Origin of the sequence: Stenotrophomonas sp. yr243, assembly GCF_900184195.1 — a bacterium.
Taxonomy (GTDB): Bacteria; Pseudomonadota; Gammaproteobacteria; order Xanthomonadales; family Xanthomonadaceae; genus Stenotrophomonas; species Stenotrophomonas lactitubi.
The window spans coordinates 742,322-763,857 of record NZ_FXWT01000002.1 but is presented as its reverse complement, the minus strand read 5'-3'; the positions used below and the strand labels follow the sequence as shown (position 1 = coordinate 763,857).

Below are 21,536 nucleotides of genomic sequence, written 5' to 3'. Positions count from 1 at the left end.
TTGTTACGATCCAGTACTTTCCGGGATGGATCGACATTCCTCGGCCGCGTGCTGCGGTTCGCCTGCTGATTGCTGAATGGGGAGATTTCCCGGCGTAGACCTTCGCACCCGGCTTACATTCGGGGCCATAGACTGAGCCGCATTTTTCGATTCCGCCCCGTTGGAGATCGTGTGGGTTCCGGTAGTGACAGACATCGACTGCGCGGCATGACGCCGTGGCAGACAGGACAAGTGCGGACGCCGGGAATGCGTGCCAGGAACCTTGGTGCATGCAGCCCGGCCGGGACGGCCGGTCCTGCGGCCTGCAGGGAGTAGGCGGCCATGGGGAGTGAAACCATCGACGCGGAACCGGTCACGGCCGGTCCTGACGCGGGCTGGGCCCTGCTGCCTGCCGAAGCACCGCTGGTGATGCCCGAACAGACGCTGCGCGAGGGCACGCTGAAAGTCCGGCGCCATCGCACCTCGCCGCGCATGATCGGGCTGCGCCGCCTGTACATCCTCGGCGGCACGGTGGCGATGACCGCCGTGGCCACCCGGATGATGTGGCGGGTGCTGTCCGGCAACGGCATCAGCGTGCTGGAGGCCTGCCTGCTGGTGCTGTTCGTCGGCCTGTTCGCGTGGATCGCGTTGTCCTTTGCCAGTGCCGTGGCCGGCTTCCTGACGGCCGTGTTCGACCGGGGCTACCGCCTGGGCATCGATCCGGACAAGCCGTTGCCGACCGTGCACAGCCGCACCGCGCTGCTGATGCCTACCTACAACGAAGACCCGCGCCGGCTGCTGGCCGGCCTGCGCGCGATCTACGAATCGGTGGCGGCCACTGGCCAGCTGCAGCGTTTCGATTTCTTCGTGCTCAGCGATACCCGTCGCGAGGACATCGCGCGTGCCGAAGAGCAGGTGTTCGCCGAGCTGCGCGAACTGGTGCCCGATGGCCAGGCGCGGCTGTTCTATCGCCGCCGTGGTGACAACAGCGCGCGCAAGGCCGGCAACATCGCCGACTGGGTACGCCGCTTCGGCGGTGCCTACCCGCAGATGCTGATCCTGGATGCCGACAGCCTGATGACCGGTGACAGCATCGTGCGCCTGGTGGCCGGCATGGAGCACAACGCCGACGTCGGCCTGATCCAGACCCTGCCATCGGTCATCGGCGGCCGCACCCTGTTCTCGCGCATGCAGCAGTTCGGCGGGCGCGTGTACGGCCCGGTGATCGCCCGCGGCGTGGCCTGGTGGCACGGTGCCGAAAGCAATTACTGGGGGCACAACGCGATCATCCGCACCCGTGCCTTCGCCGACCACGCCGGCCTGCCGGAGCTGCCGGGGCGCAAGCCGTTCGGCGGCCACGTGCTCAGCCATGATTTCGTGGAAGCAGCGCTGATGCGCCGTGGTGGCTGGGCAGCGCACATGGTGCCCTACCTGGGCGGCAGCTACGAGGAAGGCCCGCCGACGTTGACCGACCTGCTGGTGCGCGATCGCCGCTGGTGCCAGGGCAACCTGCAGCACGGCAAAGTGGTGGGCAGCCGTGGCCTGCACTGGATCAGCCGCGTACACATGCTGATCGGCATCGGCCATTACTTCACCGCACCGATGTGGGCGATGCTGATGCTGATCGGCATCGCCATCCCGTTGTTCCAGGAAGGCATCGATTTCAATGCGCTGCTGCATCTGTCGCCCAGCGTGTACTGGCGTGCGCAGGATGAAGAGCAGGTGGTGCGCCTGTTCGCCGCCACCATGGCGGTACTGCTGATGCCCAAGGTGCTGGGGTACCTGGCGATGCTGCTCGACCCGGTCGAACGCCGTGGCTGTGGTGGCGCGATCCGCGCATTCCTGTCGATGCTGGTGGAAACCGTGCTGGCCGCGCTGATGGCGCCGGTGGTGATGTACGTGCAGTCGCGCGGCGTGGCCGAGGTGCTGTCCGGGCGTGACTCGGGCTGGGACGCACAGCAGCGCGATGACGGTGGCATCTCGTGGATTTCGCTGGTGCGCGGCTACGGCGGCCTGGGCGTGTTTGGCGCCTTCATGGGCGTGCTGGCGTGGGCGGTGTCGCCGTCGCTGGCCGCCTGGATGGCGCCGGTGGTGATCGGCATGGTGCTGGCGGTGCCGGTGGTGGCACTGACCTCGTTGCGCGGACCGGGTGCCTTCCTGCATCGGCTTGGCCTGCTCGATATCCCCGAAGAGAACATCCCGCCGCCGGTGCTGGTGCGCGCCGCACAACTGCGCCGGGAAGCCGCAGAGCAACCGCCGCTGTACTGATCGCACCGTGCCAGCGGCATAATGCGGCTCGAACGTACAGGAGCCGCAACATGCTGCAAACGGTGGAACAGGAAACCGGCGCCTCGCCGCAGTGGTCGGTGATCTGGCTGCACGGCCTCGGTGCCGACGGCCATGATTTCGCGCCGATCGTGCCCGAACTGGTGCGCCCGCACTGGCCGGCGCTGCGCTTCGTGTTCCCGCACGCACCGGTGCGGCCGATCACGATCAACAACGGCGTGCCGATGCGTGGCTGGTACGACATCGTCGGCATGGACTTCCGCTCGCGCGCCGACATGACCGGCGTGCAGGAGTCGGTGGTGCAGCTGGATGCCCTGATCGCCCGCGAGATCGAACGCGGTGTCGCCGCCGATCACATCTTCCTGGCCGGCTTCTCGCAGGGCGGGGCGGTGATCCTCAGTGCCGCGCTGGCACGCACTGCACCGTTGGCCGGCCTGATCGCGCTGTCGACCTACCTGCCGGATGCCGAAAGCGCGTCGCGCGTCGATGGCGCGGTGGACGTGCCGGTGTTCATGGCCCACGGCAGCAGCGACCCGGTGATCCCGCAGCCGGTGGCCGCGCACAGCGCCGAGAAGCTGCGCACGCTTGGGCTGGACGTGCAGTGGCACAGCTACCCGATGGCCCACCAGGTCTGCGCCGAGGAAATCGACGCGCTGGGCGACTGGCTGCAGGCACGCCTGGGCGTCTCCTGAGCCATGGCCGCGAGCGCTGCCACCCCGTGGATGCCGGAACTGTGCCGCCTGCCGCGGCTGGCGGCGATGCTCGGCCTGGCCGAACTGGTGGTGGTGGTGCTGGCGCTGGCGCCCGATGGCAGCCGCCATTGGACGATGGGTGAACTGGCCTCGGCCAGCGGCTTCGCACTGTGGCTGGCGCTGGCGGTCACCGCCAGCCTGTGCCTGCTGCGGCAGGCGCTGTCGAAGCTGCCGGAACTGCTGGGTGCCGTCGCCGCTGTCGGCCTGGCCGCGCTGATCGCCATCCTGTGCGCGGGCATCATCCATGCCCTGTATGCCGTGCTGGGCGACAACTTCGCGCGCGGTATCGGCTTCTGGCGCTTCACCCTGGGCAGCGCGGCCACTACGGCCCTGATCACCGCGCTGGCGCTGCGCTACTTCTATGTCAGCGACCGCTGGGCGGCGCAGGTGCAGGCCAATGCCCGCGCGCAGGCCGACGCCCTGCAGGCGCGCATCCGCCCGCATTTCCTGTTCAACAGCATGAACCTGATCGCCAGCCTGCTGCATCGCGACCCAGCGGTGGCCGAGCGTGCCGTGCTCGACCTGTCCGATCTGTTCCGCGCCGCGCTGGGGGCGGGCGAGGGCGATTCGACCCTGCGCGATGAGTGCGAACTGGCCGAACGCTATCTGTCGATTGAATCGCTGCGTCTGGGCGACCGCCTGCGGGTGCACTGGCAGCGCGACGAACCCCTGCCCTGGGATCTGCCGATGCCGCGGCTGGTGCTGCAGCCGCTGGTGGAAAACGCGGTGCTGCATGGCATCTCGCGCCTGCCCGAAGGCGGCACCATCGAACTGCATCTGGCCTGTGTGGGCAGCGAGCTGCAGATCCGCGTACGCAATCCCGCGCCCGATCCGCAGGTGCCCGGGTTGGCCCTGGCGCAGGGAGCGGGCCATGCCCAGCACAGCATCGGCCATCGCCTGACCTGGCGCTTTGGCCGCGCCGCGCGGATGACGGCTGGCTGGAGCGAGGGCTACTATGCCTGCCAGGTGACAGTGCCGATCCAGTGAGGGGACGATCGTGAGGGTAGTCATCGCCGATGACGAACCGCTGGCGCGCGAGCGCCTGCGCAGCCTGTTGGCCGCGCAGGAAGGGGTGGACGTGGTGGCCGAGGCCGGCAACGGCGAGCAGGCCCTGCACGCGTGCGCCGAACTGCAGCCGGACCTGGTCCTGCTGGACATTGCCATGCCCGGCCTGGACGGGCTGGAAGCGGCCCGCCATCTGGCCAGTTTCGAGCCGAGGCCGGCCGTGGTGTTCTGCACCGCCTACGATGCGCACGCGCTGTCGGCGTTCGAGGCAGCGGCCATCGATTACCTGATGAAGCCGGTGCGCGCTGAGCGGCTGGCGGCGGCGATCGCACGCGCACGCACTTTCCTGGCCGGCCGTGACGGCCAACCCCAGCACACCGGCGGCCAGGCCCGCAGCATGCTGTGTGCCCGCCTGCGTGGCAGCCTGCGATTGATTCCGCTGGATGACATCCACTACCTGCAGGCCGAAGAAAAGTACGTGGTGGTGCATCACGCCCGTGGCGAGGACCTGATCGAGGAATCGTTGAAGTCGCTGGAGGAAGAGTTCGCCAGCCGCTTCGTGCGCATCCATCGCAATTGCCTGGTGGCGCGCCATGAGCTGGTGGAACTGCGTCGTGGCAGCGGTGGCCAGGTGCAGGCCGTGCTGCGCCATGGCAAGCAGCCGCTGGAAGTGAGTCGGCGCTGCGTGGCGACGCTGAAGCAGGAATTGCGGCATCTGTGAGGTTCCGCGCGGCCTGCGGCCGCGACTGCTTCGACATCAACATCAACAGCAACAGCGGGTTGTCGGCTCTGTGCTGTTGCGTGTTGGGTGAGGCGGGATGGGCGGGCGGGACACGCCGTAAACCCATCCATGGGGGCTCGATGGCGCCATCCATGGCGCCAACGGTCCCGCCCGCCCATCCCGCCTCACCCTCGCGAATTTCCCGGTGACGGACGGCAAAGGCATTGTTGTTATCGGGCGGGAAAGAGGGGTCAGATCCCTTTTCCTGCGGAAAAGGGATCTGACCCCGGAAGCCGTCGGCTGTTGCTTCTGCTTCTGCTTCTGCTTTTTTCTTTTGATCTTCCGTGGCTGACGCACACGGAAACTGTCAGAGGCCGGGCGGGGTGGGCTGCGCAGGGGCGTGAGCCGCATGGATGCGGCGACCGAGCTTACATGGACGTACTTGCAGCGACCCCTGCGCAGCCCACCTCGCCCGGCCAAGCCCAGCTGCTGCTTCAAGCCACGAGGGGCTCCGCCGTTGGCCGTATCCCGCCGATAGGCGCGATAATGACCGGATGGAAACCGTACGCATCGCCACCCGCAAGAGCCCGCTCGCCCTCTGGCAGAGCGAACACGTCGCCGACCGCCTGCGCCAGGCACATCCCGATCTGCACGTGGAACTGGTGCCGATGAGCACCCGCGGCGATGAAGTGCTGGATCGCTCGCTGGCGGCCATCGGTGGCAAGGGCCTGTTCCTGAAGGAACTGGAACTGGCCATGCTGCGGGGCGAGGCCGATTGCGCGGTGCATTCGCTGAAGGACGTGCCGATGGAACTGGATGCGCCGTTCGCGCTGCCGGCGATGCTGACCCGGCATGATCCGGCCGATGGCTTTGTCTCCAACCTGTATGCCTCGCTGGATGCGCTGCCGATCGGTGCGCGCGTCGGTACCTCGTCACTGCGCCGCCAGGCCCAGCTGCGCGCGCTGCGCCCGGACCTGGAACTGCTGGACCTGCGCGGCAACGTCAACACCCGCTTGGCCAAGCTCGACAACGGTGGCTACGACGCCATCGTGCTGGCCGTGGCTGGGCTGGAGCGGTTGGGCCTGGGGGGGCGCATCGTCGCCCGCCTGCAGCCGCCGCAGTGGTTGCCGGCACCGGCGCAGGGCGCGGTTGCGGTGGAGTGCGATGGCGACAACGCGGCGCTGATGGCGCTGTTTGCAGGCCTGGATGACGCCGCCACGCGCGCCTGTGTGGAAGCGGAGCGGGCGATGAACCGCGCGCTGCACGGCAGCTGCCATGTGCCGGTGGCGGCGATCGCGCAGTGGCAGGGGCAGGATCTGCACCTGCAGGGTCTGGTCGGCAGTGCCAGCGACGGCCGCGCGGTGCGTGCCGACGCCGTGGGCCCGGCCAGCGACCCGGAAGCGCTGGGCCAGCGCGTGGCGACGATGCTGCTGGAGGCGGGCGCCGGCGAACTGTTGAACGTTTGAGCATTCCCGGTAGTGCCGGCCGCTGGCCGGCAACTGCATTCAATCGGGATCATGAGGTTGCCGGCCAGCGGCCGGCACTACCGGAAAAGAAAACGGGCGCCTGGCGCCCGTTTCCCTTATTTGAACTTGTAGACCACGTTCATCGTGGTCAGCGTATCGGTCTTGCGCTTGTCCACGGCGACGTCGCTGTTGTACCGCGCCTGCCATCCGGCCTTCAGCGCCAGGTGCTCGTTCATGCTCACCGAGACACCGAAATCGTTCTGGCCGAAGGTGTTGTACGAACCCGATTCGACCAGCAGGGTGTTGATCAGGTCGGTGTTGTCGGTCAGCGAGTACTTCAGGTCGAACAGGCCACGACCGATCAGGCCGGTGCGGGTGCGGTCGTCCTCGGTGCTGTGTGTGCGGCGCACACCGGGGCCGATCTGCGCGTCGAACGAGAAGCGCTCGGTGTTCCACAACCGGGTGCCGTAACCCAGACCGAACGAGCTCTGCCGATCGTAGGTGGCGAAATCATCACGCTCGGTACGTACCGTGGCGGTCAGCTGGCGATGTTCGCCCAGCTGCAGCGCGCTGCCTGCACTGCCGGTGTAGCGGTTGGCAGTGGTGTTGTTGCGGCGGGTGGTGGTGCCGTCGTCGCTGGTCTCGATCACCTTGGAGCTGGAGCGCAGGCCGAACAGGTCCATGCTGTGCACCCAGTCGCCATCGGTGTAGCGCAGGCGCAGGCGGCCGTTGAAGCTCTCGGTGCTGCTGTTGCCACGGGCCGACGCGAAGCCGAGTTCGCCACCACTGCCACTCCACGGCGAGGACATCGCCGCCAGTTCGGAGGCATCCTGCGCATACGCCAGCGGGGCGCAGAGCAGCAAGGGGACCAGCAGGGACACGCGCAGGGACATCGAGGCTTCTCCGAAGCGATTGGCAGCCGGTGATGATACTGGAAGCGTGATGACCGTCCGAATCGCCCGTCCCGCCTGCTTCAGCAGGCGTTGCCGGTGCGCCCCATTCAGGGCAGATCGACCTGCAGGGCCGGATCGTTGAAGCGCGAGTAGCGCAGCCGCAGCTGGAACGGTTTGCCGTTGTTGTGGCCACTGCGCACGATCTGCCGGGGCAGGCCCTGCGCATCCACCCAGTACTCCAGGCGTTCACCAGCGGTGGCGCCACGCAGGCGGTAGTGGCGCGTGCTGACGCCATCCAGCGTCTGCTCGCCCAGGTCTTCGGCCTGCAGGGCCTGGGCGGGAATATCGGCGGGCAGCGGGCTGCGCCATTGCTCCAGCAACCCCGGCGGGGTCGGCACCTGGCGGATCGCATCGTCGGCCTGCAGGAACATGGTGTCGCCGATGATCACCTGCGGCCCGGCCGGGGTCTGCACCCGGAAGCGATCCGGGGCGACGAAGTCCATCGCGGTACGCACCGGTTGCTGCGCGCCCAGCACCTCCAGCTCGGCGTGGAAGCTGCGCAGGGCCGCAAACCGCTGGCTGGCAGACAGCACTGCCTGTGCCGGATCGGCAGCGGGGACAGGCGTCGCAGTACCGGTGGGCGCCGGTGCGCGGTCGCAGGCGGCCAGCAGCAGGCAGGCCAGCAGGGGCAGGACAGACAACCGGCGCATCGGGCGCTCCGCAGGGCAGGGGGCGCCCACGATAGCCCAATCGTCCGCCACAACGCCCGAGACTCGGACATAATCGGGGGCATGGACCGATACGAACGCATCACCGCCCTGCATCGTCTGCTCAAGTCCGCACGCTATCCGGTGACGGTGGCGACCCTGCAGGACAAGCTCGGTTGCTCCCGGGCCACCGTCTACCGCGACCTGGCGTTCCTGCGCGATGCGCTGATGGCGCCGATCGAGGGCGATGGCGAGGCCGGCTTCCGCTACATGGCCGACGAGAGCGACCGCTTCGAGCTGCCCGGGCTGTGGCTGAGCTCGGAGGAGCTGCACGCCCTGCTGGCCTCGCAGCACCTGCTGGCCCGTACCGGCGGCGGCGTGCTGTCTTCGGTGCTGGCGCCGCTGCAGCAGCGCATCGAGAGCCTGCTGGCCGCCCAGGCAGGTGTTTCCAGCTGGCCGGTGGACCGGGTCCGGGTGATTCCGCACCGTGGCCGCAAGTTCGATGAAGCCAGCTTCCGTTCGGTGGCCTCGGCAGTGCTGGAGCGCAAGCAGCTGGGCTTTGAATACCGTGCCCGCTCGACCGACGAAGCGACCAAGCGCACCGTATCGCCGCAGCGGCTGACGCATTACCGCGACAACTGGTATCTGGACGGCTGGGACCATGATCGCGAGGCCCTGCGCAGCTTCGCGGTGGACCGCATCTACAAGGCGCGGGTGATCGACAGCACCGCCCGCGATGTCGCCGACAGCGAGCTGGACGAGCAGCTGGGTGCCAGCTACGGCATCTTCTCCGGTGCACCGAAAGGCTGGGCGACCATCCTGTTCAGTGCCAAGGCCGCACGCTGGGTGGCCGATGAGCACTGGCACTCCAAGCAGCAGGGCCGCTTCCTCGCCGATGGCCGTTACGAACTGAAAGTGCCTTACAGCGTGTCGCGCGAACTGTTGATGGACGTGTTGCATTACGGGTCCGATGCCGAGATCGTCGAACCGATGATGCTGCGCGAGCAGGCCAAGGCGTTGCTGGAACTGGCCCTGACCAACTACGAAAAATCCTGACACCTCCCCCGAGATCGATTGCGCCCATGAAGAAGACCCTGTTGCTGCCCCTGTTCGCCGCTGCGCTGGCACTGACCGCCTGCGGCAAGTCCGGCGAGCCTTCGCAGAAGCTGGTGGTGGCCGCCACCGCCGTGCCGCACGCCGAGATCCTGGAAGTGGTCAAGCCGATCCTCAAGCAGGAAGGCGTGGAGCTGGACGTGCGCGTGTTCAACGACTACGTGCAGCCCAACGACCAGCTGGTGCAGAAGCAGGTGGATGCCAACTACTTCCAGACCGAGCCGTACCTGGACGCCTACAACCGCGATCGCAAGACCGACCTGACCAAGGTGGTGGGCGTGCACATCGAGCCGTTCGGTGCTTACTCGCGCAAGATCAAGTCGCTGGCCGAGCTGCGTGAAGGGGCCGATGTGGTGATCCCCAACGACCCGAGCAACAACAGCCGTGCGCTGATCCTGCTGCACAAGGCCGGCGTGATCGAGCTGAAGGACCCGACCAATGCGCTGGCCACCCAGCGCGACATCGTGTCCAACCCGAAGAACCTGAAGTTCCGCGAGCTGGATTCGGCCATGCTGCCGCGCGTGCTGGACCAGGTCGATCTGGCCCTGATCAACACCAACTATGCGCTGGATGCTGGCCTGAACCCGACCAAGGACGCGCTGGCGATCGAGAGCAAGGACTCGCCGTACGTGAACTTCCTGGTTGCCCGCCCGGACAACAAGGACGACGCCCGCGTGCAGAAGCTGGCCAAGGCGCTGACCAGCCCGCAGGTGAAGACCTTCATCGAGACCAAGTACAAGGGCGCGGTGCTGCCGGCGTTCTGACTGCGGCTGATCTGTTGATTTGAATGGTAGATGTCGACCTTGGTCGACACTGCCCTTCCTGTAGAGCCGAGCCCACGCTCGGCTCTGCTGTTTTCGGCATTCCACCAACGGCAGCCGAGCATGGCTCGGCTCTACAATGTCAATCGACGTGGAAGGCGAGGGTGGCGGCCACGGCCTGCTGCCACCCGGCGTACAGTTTCTCGCGCCGGGCCACCGCCATCTGCGGTTCGAAGCGGCGATCCAGCCCCCACTGTGCCGCGATCTGTTCGCGGCTTTCCCAGAAGCCGACAGCCAGCCCTGCCAGGTAGGCCGCGCCCAGGGCGGTCGTCTCGGTCAGCCGCGGGCGCAGCAGCGGCACGCCGAGGATGTCGGCCTGGAAGCCGGCGAGGAAGTCGTTGCCGATCGCACCCCCATCGGCGCGCAGTTCACTGAGCGAGATGCCCGCGTCGGACTGCATCGCGTCCAGTACGTCGCGGGTCTGGTAGGCCATCGCCTCCAGCGCCGCCCGCACGAAGTGCGCCTTGCGGGTGCCACGGGTCAGGCCGAACATCGCGCCGCGCACATCGCTGCGCCAGTACGGTGCACCCAGGCCGACGAAGGCCGGCACCAGATACACCCCCGCGCTGTCCGGCACCTGTGCGGCCAAGGCCTGGCTGTCGGCGGCGCGATCGATCATGCGCAGGCCATCGCGCAGCCACTGCACCACCGAGCCGGCGACGAAGATCGATCCTTCCAGCGCGTACTCCACCTTTCCATCCAAGCCCCAGGCAATGGTGGTCAGCAGGCCATTGCGCGAGCGTACGGCCTGCGTGCCGGTGTGCATCAGCATGAAGCAGCCGGTGCCATAGGTGTTCTTGACCATGCCCGGCTGGAAGCAGGCCTGGCCGAACAGCGCAGCCTGCTGGTCACCGGCAATGCCGGCGATCGGGATCGGGTGGTCGAAGAAGAACTGCGGGCGCGTGTGCGCATACACCGAACTGGAATCACGCACCTGCGGCAGCATCGCGCGCGGAATGTCCAGCAGTGCCAGCAGGTCATCGTCCCATTCCAGGGTATGGATGTTGAACAGCAGCGTGCGCGCGGCGTTGCTGTAGTCGGTCACGTGCGCCTGGCCGCCGCTGAGATTCCACACCAGCCAGCTGTCGATGGTGCCGAACAGCAGCTCGCCGCGTTCGGCACGCTGCTGCGCGCCTTCGACGTGATCGAGGATCCAGCGGATCTTGGTGGCCGAGAAATAGGCGTCGATCAGCAGACCGGTGCGCTCGCGGATCAGCGCTTCGTGGCCGCCGGACTTCAACCGCTCGCAGATCGCCTGGCTCTGCCGCGACTGCCAGACGATGGCGTTGTGGATCGGCTGGCCGCTGGCACGGTCCCAGACCACGGTGGTTTCGCGCTGGTTGGTGATGCCCAGTGCTGCGATGTGGCGGGGATCGATCTGCTCGCGGCTGAGCAGTTCGGTGATCGTGGCGTAGACGCTGGTCAGGATCTCGCGCGGGTCATGCTCGACCCAGCCCGGCTGTGGAAACAACTGGGCGAACTCGCGCTGCGCGCTGCCGACGATGTCGCCGCTACGATCGAACAGGATCGCGCGCGAACTGGTGGTTCCCTGGTCGATGGCCAGCACGTAGCGGGGCGTCATGCAGCGTCTCCAGTGGCGATGTTGGAATCGTAATGCATCGGCGGCGCCGGGCCGCGCGGCACTACCGGCAATGTGAATCCATCCATGCCTGCAGCCGTGCCGCCTGCGCCGCATCCATCTGCAGCCCCAGCTTGCTCCGTCGCCACAGTACATCCTCGGCGGTGCGGGCCCACTCGTGGTCGCACAGGAACGCCACCTCGCGTGCGTGCAGGCCCGCGCCAAAGTCCTCGCCCAGATCGAGCAGGCTGTGTGCGCCGTGCAGCAGATCCAGGCTGCGGCTGCCATAGGCGCTTGCCCAGCGTCGCCGTGTGGCTTCCGGCAGCCACGGGGCCTGCTGCTGCAGTTGCTGCCGTGCCTGCCCGGCATCGCCCCAGTCGCTGCCGGGCAGCGGGTCGCCTGCCGCCGTCCAGGCTGGGCCTGCGTGCGGCAGACAGGGGCGCAGCAGATCCAGTGCTTCCTCGGCCAGCACCCGGTACGTGGTCAGCTTGCCGCCCAGCACGTGCAGCGCGGGCGCACCGTCGGCGTCCAGTTGCAGTCGATAGTCGCGGCTCAGTTTCGCCGCGCGCGGGTCCGGGTCGGCCAGCAACGGTCGCACGCCGGCAAACTGCCAGACCACCTCGGCAGGTGCGATCGGGTCGCGCAGGTAGCCGTTGGCCGCGCTGCACAGGTAGTCCACTTCCGAGGGCAGCACACTGCAGCGTGCGGGATCGCCGCGATAGTCGGTGTCGGTGGTGCCGACGAGCAGATGGTCGTGGAAGGGCAGCAGGAACACCACGCGGCCGTCGGGCTGCTGCAGCAGGCAGGCCCTGTCGTTTGGCCAGAGGCGGCGCAGCACGATGTGGCTGCCCTGTACCAGGCGCAGCGCAGGTCCGCCGCTGCGGGCGTGCATGCGCTCCAGCAGGCCGCCAGCCCAGGGGCCTGCGGCGTTGGCCACCGCCCGCGCCTGCACGGTCTGCTGATGGCCTGAGGTGTCTTCCAGTACGACGCGCCAGCGCCCGTGCTCGCGCCGCAGATCCACGCAGCGCGTGCCGGTCAGGATGCGTGCACCCCGTCGCGCAGCGTCGAGCGCGTTGAGGATGACCAACCGCGCATCATCCACCTGCGCATCGGCGTAGCTGAAAGCCTGCCGCAGCTGCGGCGAGATCAGCGCGCCGAGCGGATCGTCGTGCAGATCCACGCCGCGCGACGCAGGGAAGGCGGGGCTGCGCCGGCCCAGGTGGTCGTACAGCCAGAGGCCGAGGCGCAGCATCCAGCGTGGACGCAGGTGGGGTTGCCACGGAAGCACGAAACACAGCGGCCGCACCAGGAACGGCGCCTGCCGGCGCACCACCTCGCGCTCGCCCAGCGCCTTGCGCACCAGGCCGAACTCGCTCTGCTCCAGGTAGCGCAGGCCACCATGGATCAGCTTGCTGCTGGCGCTGGAAGTGTGCGCTGCCAGATCGTGCTGTTCGCAGAGCAGCACCTTCAGGCAACGGCCACTGGCATCACGGGCGATGCCGGCACCGTTGATGCCACCGCCGATCACCAGCAGGTCGACCTCGTCCATCGCGCCTCCGCATCTTGTTTATGTAGAGCCGAGCCCATGCTCGGCTGCTTTCCGGGTGGCCGGGCAAGCTCGACTCTACAAAAAAGCAGCCGAGCATGGGCTCGGCTCTACAGGCGGAGCCCGGTGACGGAAACGACGACGGGCCCCGAAGGGCCCGTCGCGGTACAACAATGACGCAGAAGCGCTTAGAAGCGGGCGCCGATGCCGAAGCCGACGGTCCACGGATCCATCTTCGCTTCGCCGATCTTCTCGCCGCCAACCTTCACGTCCGGACGCGAGCGCATGTAGCGGGCGTCGGCACGGGCGAACCAGGTCGAGTTGATGTTCATGTCCACACCGACGGTGCCGATCACGCCCTTGGCATCCTTCAGGCGGATGTCGGAGTCGCTGCCGTCTGCCAGGGTTTCATTGCTGAAAGCCGACTGGAAGTAGCCCACGCCCACGAACGGACGGAACACGTTGTCGGCCTGGCCGAAGTGGTACTGGCCGCTCAGTGCGACCGGCTGCTGCTCGACGCTGCCGAGGCGGGCATTGCCCGGGCCCTTCACCTTGTGGTCGAACTTGTCTGCAGCGCCCCACAGTTCAACGGCCCAGTTGTCGTTGATGTAGTAGCTGAAGCTGACGGTCGGTGCCGGGCCGCCATCGACCTTCTTGATGCCGTCGATCGGGTCATTCTTCGGCTGCAGCAGCGAGACGCCGCCAACCACGGCAAAATGCTTGCCGGAGGCGGTGTCAGTGCTGCTGTCCTGCGCGAAGGCAGCCGGTGCGAACACGGCGGAGGTCAGCAGGGCGAGGCTCAGGATACGGATGGAGCGCATGGGGGAATCTCCTAATGTTTCTTGTTTTGGGCCCCCGGTTGCGGGGCGAGCACACCGTAGTCGCCCCAACATGAATCGAATCCGACGCGCGTTAAAAATTAGTTCGCATTGTTCAGCGAACAGCGCGAAACGCTTGTTTTCACGCGGTTTCTGCCATCCAGGAATATTCATGCAGTTGGAGAAGATGTGAGCGCCGCAACGTTGTGCATTGGCCTGTCTGCGCAGGTGAACACGGATTGCCGGGTGTTGCTGCTGGGTTCAATGCCCGGTATCGCTTCGTTGCAGGCACAGCATTACTACGCGCACCCACGCAATCGCTTCTGGCCCTTGCTCGGCGATCTGTGCGGCTTCGATCCGTCGTTGCCGTACGCGCAGCGACTGCAGGCACTGGCAGCCAATGGGGTCGGCCTGTGGGATGTGATCGGCCGCTGCGAGCGACGCGGCAGCCTGGATGCGGACATCGTGCGTGGCACGGAAGTGGCCAATGCGCTTCCCGCACTGATCGCCGCGTTGCCTGACCTGCAGCTGATCGGCTGCAATGGCGGTGCAGCGATGCAGGCCTTCCAGCGCTGGGTGCTGCCGCTGCTGGCCGCCTCGCCAACAGTGCTGGCGCTACCGTCCACCAGCCCGGCCAATGCAGCATGGTCGTTGCCGCGCCTGCGCCAGGCCTGGCAGCCGGTGGCCGTCGCACTGGCGACATCAAGCGGACATCGGCAGGACAATACGCTACCGACTGGAGGCGCCGGCGAGCCATGAGCAACAGCGTGTCCCGGCTGCGTGCGTACTGAAAACACCTGTAACGGTTGGCGCTGGCTCCCGCTGGCCGCACAATAGACGTTTCCCTACACCAGATTGCCGGAGTTCTCCCCATGGCCGAAATCAAGGAAGCACGTGTCCCCGATATCGGTGACTACAGCGATATCCCGGTAATCGAGGTGCTTGTTGCCGTCGGCGATACGGTGAAGAAGGACCAGGGCCTGGTCACGCTGGAAAGCGATAAAGCGACCATGGAGGTGCCGTCCTCGGTGGCCGGCGTGGTCAAGGAAATCAAGGTCAAGCTGGGCGACAGCCTGTCCGAAGGCAAGGTCGTGGCGCTGATCGAAATGGCCGACGGCGAGGCTGCCCAGCCGGCCGCTGCTGCCGCTGCGCCGGCGCCGGCCAAGGCCGCTGCTCCTGCCGCTGCCACCCAGGCAGCTCCCGCTGCCGCTCCGGCTCCGGCCGCTGCCGCCCCCGCTGCCAGCGGCGGCGCGGTTGAAGCGCTGGTGCCGGATATCGGCGACTACAGCGGCATTCCGGTCATCGAAGTGCTGGTCGCCGTGGGCGATACGGTGAAGAAGGACCAGGGCCTGGTCACGCTGGAAAGCGACAAGGCCACCATGGAAGTGCCGTCGTCGGTCGCCGGCGTGGTCAAGGAGATCAAGGTCAAGGTCGGCGACAATCTGTCGCAGGGCAACGTGGTCGCCATCATCGAAGCCGAAGGCGCTGCCGCCCCGGCCCCGAGCAAGGCCGCCGCCGCTGCCGCCCCGGCCGCCGCCGAGACGGCCACCAAGGTCGAGCCGGTCGCCGTGCCGGCACAGCCGGACAAGCTGGCCGCCCGCGACATCGCCAGCGCGCCCTCGGCCGGCGCGCCGAGCAGCCCGCCGGTGCAGTTCAACGCCGATGGCGTGCTGCCGGCCAAGGTGCCCTACGCATCGCCGGTGGTACGCGTGTTCGCCCGTGAGCTGGGTGTCGACCTGCTGCAGGTAAGCGGCAGCGAGAAGGGCGGCCGCATCACCAAGGCCGACGTGCAGAAATTCGTCAAGGCCGCGCTCAGCGGCGGCGCTCCGGCGGCTGCCGGTGGCACCGTGGCCGCCGGCGGTGGCCTCAACCTGCTGCCGTGGCCGAAGGTCGATTTCAGCAAGTTCGGCGATGTTGAAGTGCAGCCGCTGTCGCGCATCAAGAAGATCTCCGGTGCGAACCTGGCCCGCAACTGGGCGATGATCCCGCACGTCACCCAGTTCGAGCAGGCCGACATCACCGACCTGGAAGGCCTGCGCGTGGCGCTGAACAAGGAGAACGAGAAGGCCGGCATCAAGCTGACCATGCTCGCCTTCCTGATCAAGGCCAGCGCTGCGGCGCTGAAGCAGTTCCCGGAGTTCAACGCTTCGCTGGATGCCAGCGGCGAGAACCTGACCCTGAAGAAGTACTTCAACATCGGTTTCGCGGCCGATACCCCGAACGGCCTGGTCGTTCCGGTCATCCGCGATGTCGACAAGAAGGGCGTGGTGCAGATCGCGCAGGAAACCGGCGAGCTGGCCAAGAAGGCACGCGACGGCAAGCTGGGCCCGGCCGACATGAGCGGCGGCTGCTTCTCGATCAGCTCGCTGGGCGGCATCGGCGGCACCGCGTTCACCCCGATCGTCAATGCACCGGAAGTGGCCATCCTCGGCGTCTCCAAGTCGTCCATCCAGCCGGTCTGGAACGGCAAGGAGTTCGCACCGAAGCTGATGCTGCCGCTGTCGCTGAGCTACGACCACCGCGTCATCGATGGCGCCCTGGCCGCACGCTTCACCACGTACCTCTCGCAGGTGCTGGCCGACATGCGCCGCGTGCTGCTGTAAGGCACCGCTTCGCCCCCACCGTGCGGCCGCTGCCCCTGGCGCGGCCGCCTGTCGAAACGCAGTGACAGCCCACCGGCCACGCCGGTCGGGCACGAGGAAAACCCACCATGGCCACGATTGAAATCAAGGTTCCCGACATCGGCGATTACAGCGATGTACCGGTGATCGAAGTGCTGGTCGCCGTTGGCGATACGGTGAAGAAAGACCAGGGTCTGGTGACCCTGGAGTCGGACAAGGCCACCCTGGAAGTGCCGTCCTCGGCTGCCGGCGTGGTCAAGGAAATCAAGGTCAAGCTGGGCGACAGCCTGTCCGAAGGCGCGGTCGTCGTGCTGCTGGAGACCGAGGGCGCCGCTGAAGCGCCGGCCAAGGCTGCTGCCCCGGCCCCGGCTGCAGCCGCTCCGGCCAGCAAGCCGCCGGTGACCCCGTCGCACCGCGCCCCGGCCGAGCCGGCAGCACCGAAGCCGGCGCTGGCCAGTGGCAAGGCCGCCGACATCGAATGCGAAATGGTCGTGCTGGGCTCGGGCCCGGGCGGCTACACCGCCGCCTTCCGCGCCGCCGACGTCGGCCTGGATACGGTGCTGGTCGAGCGCTATGCCAGCCTCGGCGGCGTCTGCCTCAACGTGGGCTGCATTCCGTCCAAGGCACTGCTGCATGCCGCAGCGGTGATCGACGAAGTCGCCCACGCCGGTGATTTCGGCGTCGAGTTCGGCAAGCCGACCATCACCCTGGACAAGCTGCGCCAGTACAAGGAAAAGGTCGTCAACCAGCTGACCAAGGGCCTGGCCGGCATGGCCAAGCAGCGCAAGGTCCGCAACGTGCAGGGCGTTGGCACGTTCGTGTCGGCCAATGAACTGCTGATCACGGCTGAAGACGGCAGCACCCAGCTGCTGCGCTTCCAGAAGTGCATCATCGCCGCCGGTTCGCAGGCGGTGAAGCTGCCGAACTTCCCGTGGGACGACAAGCGCGTGATGGACTCCACCGACGCGCTGGAACTGGCTGAAGTGCCGGGTTCGCTGCTGGTCGTCGGCGGCGGCATCATCGGCCTGGAAATGGCCACCGTGTATGGCGCGCTGGGCAGCAAGGTCACCGTGGTCGAGTTCATGGACCAGCTGATGCCGGGCGCCGACAAGGACCTGGTCAAGCCGCTGGCCGACCGCCTGAAGAAGCAGGGCATCGAGGTTCACCTGAAGACCAAGGCCTCCGGCGTGACCGCCGATGCCAAGGGCATCACCGTGACCTTCGAAGCCGCCGAGGAAGGGCAGACGCCGGCATTGGCGCAGGGTACCTTCGATCGCGTGCTGGTGGCCGTAGGCCGCTCGCCGAACGGCAAGAAGATCGACGCGGACAAGGCCGGCGTGCAGGTCACCGACCGCGGCTTCATTCCGGTCGACCGGCAGATGCGCACCAACGTGCCGCACATCTTTGCCATCGGCGATATCGTCGGCAACCCGATGCTGGCCCACAAGGCCACGCATGAGGGCAAGCTGGCGGCCGAAGTGGCTGCCGGGCACAAGAAGGAGTGGGTGGCCCGCGTGATTCCGTCGGTGGCCTACACCAACCCGGAAATCGCCTGGGTCGGCGTGACCGAGACCGAAGCCAAGGCCAAGGGCCTGAAGGTCGGCGTGGCCAAGTTCCCGTGGGCCGCCAGCGGCCGCGCGATCGGCATCGGTCGTACCGAGGGCTTCACCAAGCTGATCTTCGACGAAGACAGCCATCGCGTCATCGGTGGTGCCATCGTCGGCGTGCATGCTGGTGATCTGCTGGCCGAGATCGGCCTGGCCATCGAAATGGGTGCCGAAGCCGAGGACATCGGCCACACCATCCACGCGCACCCGACGCTGAGCGAATCGGTGGCGATGGCCTCGGAAATCTACGACGGCACGATCACCGATCTGTACATGCCGAAGAAGAAATAAGGCGCCTGCGCCTTTCCGAACAAAAAACCCCGGCATCTGCCGGGGTTTTTTTGTTTCTCCGTTCCGGATTTTTGCGAGCTGTAGGGCCGCTGCGCGGGCGGCAGGCATTTCGACGGTGTCCCCCGTCGTCCGCCTGCGGCGGTCGCCTCCTCCTTTACTTTGTCGAAACGCCTGCCGCCCGCGCAGCGGCTCGGCTTGCGGAAAGAGGAGCCACAGCCGCTGCCACGGCAACGGCCGCGTGGATGCCTGACACGCGGAGGGAGAGGGGACTGGGTGCGAAGTAAAGGAGGAGGTGACGGCCGCAGGCCGGCGCCGGGGGACATTCGCACCCAGCCCCCTCTCCCTCCAGCGCTCGACCAACCTGCTCTTGCCCCTGCACGGAACAACAGCACAAAAAACGCGGCCCCCGATGTTCCGGAGGCCGCGTCAGGAGAGAGCGTTGTGGAAGAGGCGCAGGGCTTAGAAGGTGACGCTGATACCGGCCACCGGGCCCTTGAATTCCTGCTTCAGGCCGATGGTGCCGTCGCTGCCCTTCTTGTCCGCATCCAGCTTGAACCAGTCGTAGCCGGCGAACACGCCGAAGTTGTCGGTGAAGCGATAATCGACGATCGCGTTGGCGCGGCTGAGGTCACCCTTGTAGTCGTCGAAGCTGCCCCAGCGCGTGTTGAGGTACTGGCCCTGCAGCGTGATCATCCACTTTTCGGACGGGGTGAAGCTCAGGCGTGCACCGACCACCGGCGCAACACCGTCGGTCTTCTCGTCCAGGAACTGGCCTTCGTACACCGTGCCCAGGTCAGCGTAGCCCTTGGTGCTGACCTTCGCGTACTCGGCACCCAGCTGCAGGCCGAGGTCGAACTTCTCGGTGTCCACCACCGAGTAGTCATACACCAGGCTGGCCACCTGGTATTTCAGCTCGGCCTTGACGAAGCTGTCGGCCGGCACGTTGACGTTGCCGAAGGAAATATCCTGGCCGAGCGTCTCGCGGCGGTCCTTGTCGTACTTGAAGTAGTTGAACAGCAGGCGCTGGCGGTTGCTGATGCGGAACATGCCGTCGATACGCGGCTCCCATTCCTTGCCACCCAGCTTGAAGTCCTCGGAGAAGCCGATGTCCTGGCCGGCGACATTGGTATTGCCGCGCAGAGTGTTGTCCGAGTCGATGTTCATCGCACCCAGGCGCAGGGCGAAGCGGTCATCGCCTTCGGCGGCATGGGCGGCGGAGGCGAACGACGCGCCGGCGGCGAGAAGCGAGAGGGCGAGCAGGGTGGGGACGGAGCGCATCGAAAGAGTCCTTGCAGTGGTTCATCGGAATGAAGGCCACTTTGCCGGACGTCGCTGTCCACCATGCGTGAACGTATGGTCCACGCGGTGTGGACGGTTCAGCGCTGTCGCTGCCGTGCGAAAAAGATGGCCCCGGAGCGGCGCTTCGGGGCCATCATGGGGACCTGCAGGCGAAGCGTCGACGAGGTAGCTGCAGGCAGGTCGCAGGATCGGACCATCGCCGTCGGCGGAAAGTTCCATCGCCTGCGACCAAAGTTGAATACGCTGCGCCGCAACATTGCGCAGATGTCATTGTCCCCGTGGTGGGCTGCAAATCCGCAGCCCTTACCGCAACTTGCGCTGTTCCGATATGAACAGGGACCGGTTGTCTCGCAAATTGTCCCATTGCTATAATTTGGCGGCTCGATGAGGCCCCCCTGCTGTAGTCGCCTCAGCCATCCACTTGTAACCACGCGGGACGTCCTGTGCTGAACTCCGTAGAAGCGGGTCGGCGACTGATGCTGCGCGCCGCGGTCTATCCGCTGGCCGCAGTGGCTGTCCTGGCTCTGGCCTTCCTGCTGGTAGGGCCGAAATATGCCCTTGGTGCCCTGGCATCCGGCGTGGCGGTTTCGGCCGGTGGTTGGGTGGCGGCACGGATGGCATTGGGTGGTGGTGCGCTGGGGGCCGGTTCGGCCATGGCGCGCCTGATCGTTGCGATCGTGGCCAAGTGGGCGCTCGTTTTTGGTGTCCTGATGGTGGGGTTCCTGGTCTTCAAGCTGCCTGCATTGGCGCTGTTGGCCGGTATCGCCGTCGGGCTGATGTTCCAGGTCCTGGCCATGGCCAGGCGCTAATCGAATTCATTTAACTTAAGGTTCCGGACACATGGCAGGCGAGGCGCTTACACCCACCTCCTACATCCAGCATCACCTGCACAATCTGACGGCAGGTCATGGCTCTCCGTGGGCAATCCACGTGGACACGCTGGTGACCTCGCTGCTGATGGGCCTGGTGATGGTCGTCGCCTTCTGGCTCGGCACCCGCAAGGCCACCTCCGGCGTGCCGGGCAAGTGGCAGGCGTTCGTCGAGATCTGCCTGGAGTTCGTTGACCGCCAGGCCAAGGACACCTACCACGGCACCAGCAAGCTGGTGACCCCGATCGCGATCACGATCTTCTTCTGGATCCTCCTGATGAACCTCATCAAGATGATCCCGGCCGACTTCATCGCCAAGCCGCTCGAACTGATGGGCGTGCCGTACTGGAAGCCGGTCCCCACCGCTGACGTCAATGCCACCTTGGGCATGTCGATCAGCGTGTTCTTCCTGATGCTGTTCTTCGCGCTGCGCGCTAAGGGCTTTGGCGGTTTCGCCAAGGAATTCCTGACCGCACCGTTTGGCAAGTGGATGATGCCGTTCAACCTGATCCTGAACATCGTCGAGTGGCTGAGCAAGCCGATCTCGCTGGCGATGCGACTGTTCGGCAACATGTTCGGCGGTGAAATCGTGTTCCTGCTGATCTGGGTGCTGGGCGGTGCAGGTATCGCCGGCATGTTTGCAGGCGCGTTCGCCGGCTTCGGCTGGATGCTGTTCCACCTTCTGGTGATTCCGCTGCAGGCCTTCATCTTCATGATGCTGTCCATCGTGTACCTGAGCCTGTCGGAAGACGCTCACTGAGTTTCGCTTCACCCTTCATCCGTTTGTTTCTAAACCCTTAGCAATCAAGTTCCTGGAGAAAACCATGTACTTCGCCGTCCTGACCAATCTCGCCCAAGTTCAGAGCTCCACCGTCCTCGCCGTCGGCATCATGATCGGCCTGGCCGCGCTGGGCGCCGGTCTGGGTCTGGCCATCATGGCCGGTAAGTTCCTGGAGTCGGCCGCGCGCCAGCCGGAACTGATCCCGGTCCTGCAGGTCCGCATGTTCATCACCGCCGGCCTGATCGACGCCGCCTTCATCATCTCGGTCGCCGTTGGCCTGCTGTTCGCCTTCGCCAACCCGATGGTCGGCGAGTTCGTCTCGCGCCTGCCGGCAATCGCTGGCTGATCCAGCGAAAGCGAAACGACCGGGCGCCGCAGGCGC

Annotated in this window: 19 protein-coding genes; 13 read left to right on the top strand and 6 right to left on the bottom strand. The window is 66.5% G+C overall.

Going from position 1 to position 21,536, the window contains the following annotated elements:
• Nucleotides 1-321: 321 nt before the first annotated feature.
• The 5 genes from mdoH to hemC all read left to right on the top strand — a co-directional run bounded on the left by mdoH (nt 322) and on the right by hemC (nt 6,209).
• Nucleotides 322-2,247, top strand: a complete 1,926-nt coding sequence (gene mdoH / locus QOL57_RS10135) for a glucans biosynthesis glucosyltransferase MdoH (protein ID WP_089237081.1) — start codon at nt 322-324, stop codon at nt 2,245-2,247.
• A 50-nt stretch (nt 2,248-2,297) separates the two neighbouring features.
• On the top strand, nt 2,298-2,957 hold the full coding sequence (locus tag QOL57_RS10130) for an alpha/beta hydrolase (protein ID WP_089237079.1): 660 nt from the start codon (nt 2,298-2,300) through the stop codon (nt 2,955-2,957).
• Nucleotides 2,958-2,960: 3 nt separating this feature from the next.
• Nucleotides 2,961-4,004 carry a sensor histidine kinase gene (locus QOL57_RS10125; RefSeq protein ID WP_176429837.1) on the top strand — a complete coding sequence of 348 codons (1,044 nt, stop codon included), beginning with the start codon at nt 2,961-2,963 and terminating at the stop codon, nt 4,002-4,004.
• 10 nt (nt 4,005-4,014) lie between these two features.
• Nucleotides 4,015-4,743, top strand: a complete 729-nt coding sequence (locus tag QOL57_RS10120; RefSeq protein WP_025879008.1) for a LytTR family DNA-binding domain-containing protein — start codon at nt 4,015-4,017, stop codon at nt 4,741-4,743.
• A 554-nt stretch (nt 4,744-5,297) separates the two neighbouring features.
• Nucleotides 5,298-6,209 carry a hydroxymethylbilane synthase gene (gene hemC, locus QOL57_RS10115; protein ID WP_089237077.1) on the top strand — a complete coding sequence of 304 codons (912 nt, stop codon included), beginning with the start codon at nt 5,298-5,300 and terminating at the stop codon, nt 6,207-6,209.
• 116 nt (nt 6,210-6,325) lie between these two features.
• Here the strand turns inward: hemC and QOL57_RS10110 are convergent, their stop codons facing one another.
• Together QOL57_RS10110 and QOL57_RS10105 are read right to left on the bottom strand one after the other, a co-directional pair.
• Nucleotides 6,326-7,102: a DUF481 domain-containing protein gene (locus QOL57_RS10110; RefSeq protein ID WP_089237075.1), complete on the bottom strand. Its 777-nt coding sequence runs from the start codon at nt 7,100-7,102 to the stop codon at nt 6,326-6,328.
• Between the two features lie 107 nt (nt 7,103-7,209).
• Nucleotides 7,210-7,812: a hypothetical protein gene (locus QOL57_RS10105; protein ID WP_089237073.1), complete on the bottom strand. Its 603-nt coding sequence runs from the start codon at nt 7,810-7,812 to the stop codon at nt 7,210-7,212.
• An 81-nt stretch (nt 7,813-7,893) separates the two neighbouring features.
• Between QOL57_RS10105 and QOL57_RS10100 the strand changes: the two genes are divergently transcribed.
• The gene (locus tag QOL57_RS10100) at nt 7,894-8,865 is read left to right on the top strand and encodes a YafY family protein (protein ID WP_089237071.1); all 972 of its coding nucleotides are present in this window, start codon (nt 7,894-7,896) and stop codon (nt 8,863-8,865) included.
• 26 nt (nt 8,866-8,891) lie between these two features.
• Complete coding sequence (locus tag QOL57_RS10095) at nt 8,892-9,686, top strand: MetQ/NlpA family ABC transporter substrate-binding protein (protein WP_025877387.1); 795 nt, start codon at nt 8,892-8,894, stop codon at nt 9,684-9,686.
• A 139-nt stretch (nt 9,687-9,825) separates the two neighbouring features.
• On the opposite strand, the gene glpK is transcribed toward QOL57_RS10095, so the two are convergent.
• The 3 genes from glpK to QOL57_RS10080 all read right to left on the bottom strand — a co-directional run bounded on the left by glpK (nt 9,826) and on the right by QOL57_RS10080 (nt 13,689).
• Entirely contained in the window at nt 9,826-11,325 is a 1,500-nt protein-coding gene (glpK, locus tag QOL57_RS10090) for a glycerol kinase GlpK (RefSeq protein WP_089237069.1), read from the bottom strand.
• Between the two features lie 61 nt (nt 11,326-11,386).
• Nucleotides 11,387-12,871 carry a glycerol-3-phosphate dehydrogenase gene (gene glpD, locus QOL57_RS10085; RefSeq protein WP_089237067.1) on the bottom strand — a complete coding sequence of 495 codons (1,485 nt, stop codon included), beginning with the start codon at nt 12,869-12,871 and terminating at the stop codon, nt 11,387-11,389.
• 185 nt (nt 12,872-13,056) lie between these two features.
• Nucleotides 13,057-13,689, bottom strand: coding sequence for an OmpW family outer membrane protein (locus tag QOL57_RS10080; protein WP_089237065.1), 633 nt, complete (start codon nt 13,687-13,689; stop codon nt 13,057-13,059).
• Nucleotides 13,690-13,875: 186 nt separating this feature from the next.
• Between QOL57_RS10080 and QOL57_RS10075 the strand changes: the two genes are divergently transcribed.
• The 3 genes from QOL57_RS10075 to lpdA all read left to right on the top strand — a co-directional run bounded on the left by QOL57_RS10075 (nt 13,876) and on the right by lpdA (nt 18,205).
• Entirely contained in the window at nt 13,876-14,445 is a 570-nt protein-coding gene (locus QOL57_RS10075; protein WP_089237063.1) for a DNA-deoxyinosine glycosylase, read from the top strand.
• A 113-nt stretch (nt 14,446-14,558) separates the two neighbouring features.
• Nucleotides 14,559-16,289 carry a dihydrolipoyllysine-residue acetyltransferase gene (gene aceF / locus QOL57_RS10070; protein WP_089237061.1) on the top strand — a complete coding sequence of 577 codons (1,731 nt, stop codon included), beginning with the start codon at nt 14,559-14,561 and terminating at the stop codon, nt 16,287-16,289.
• A 107-nt stretch (nt 16,290-16,396) separates the two neighbouring features.
• Complete coding sequence (lpdA, locus tag QOL57_RS10065) at nt 16,397-18,205, top strand: dihydrolipoyl dehydrogenase (protein WP_089237059.1); 1,809 nt, start codon at nt 16,397-16,399, stop codon at nt 18,203-18,205.
• Between the two features lie 459 nt (nt 18,206-18,664).
• Here the strand turns inward: lpdA and QOL57_RS10060 are convergent, their stop codons facing one another.
• A complete protein-coding gene (locus QOL57_RS10060; RefSeq protein ID WP_089237057.1) occupies nt 18,665-19,483 on the bottom strand; it encodes a hypothetical protein in 819 nt (272 codons plus the stop codon).
• A gap of 497 nt (nt 19,484-19,980) precedes the next feature.
• Between QOL57_RS10060 and QOL57_RS10055 the strand changes: the two genes are divergently transcribed.
• The 3 genes from QOL57_RS10055 (at nt 19,981) to atpE (ending at nt 21,500) form a co-directional block, all read left to right on the top strand.
• Nucleotides 19,981-20,313, top strand: coding sequence for a hypothetical protein (locus QOL57_RS10055; RefSeq protein WP_032952006.1), 333 nt, complete (start codon nt 19,981-19,983; stop codon nt 20,311-20,313).
• Nucleotides 20,314-20,344: 31 nt separating this feature from the next.
• Nucleotides 20,345-21,133, top strand: a complete 789-nt coding sequence (gene atpB, locus QOL57_RS10050; RefSeq protein WP_089237055.1) for a F0F1 ATP synthase subunit A — start codon at nt 20,345-20,347, stop codon at nt 21,131-21,133.
• Nucleotides 21,134-21,197: 64 nt separating this feature from the next.
• The gene (gene atpE, locus QOL57_RS10045; RefSeq protein WP_089237053.1) at nt 21,198-21,500 is read left to right on the top strand and encodes a F0F1 ATP synthase subunit C; all 303 of its coding nucleotides are present in this window, start codon (nt 21,198-21,200) and stop codon (nt 21,498-21,500) included.
• Nucleotides 21,501-21,536 lie beyond the last annotated feature (36 nt).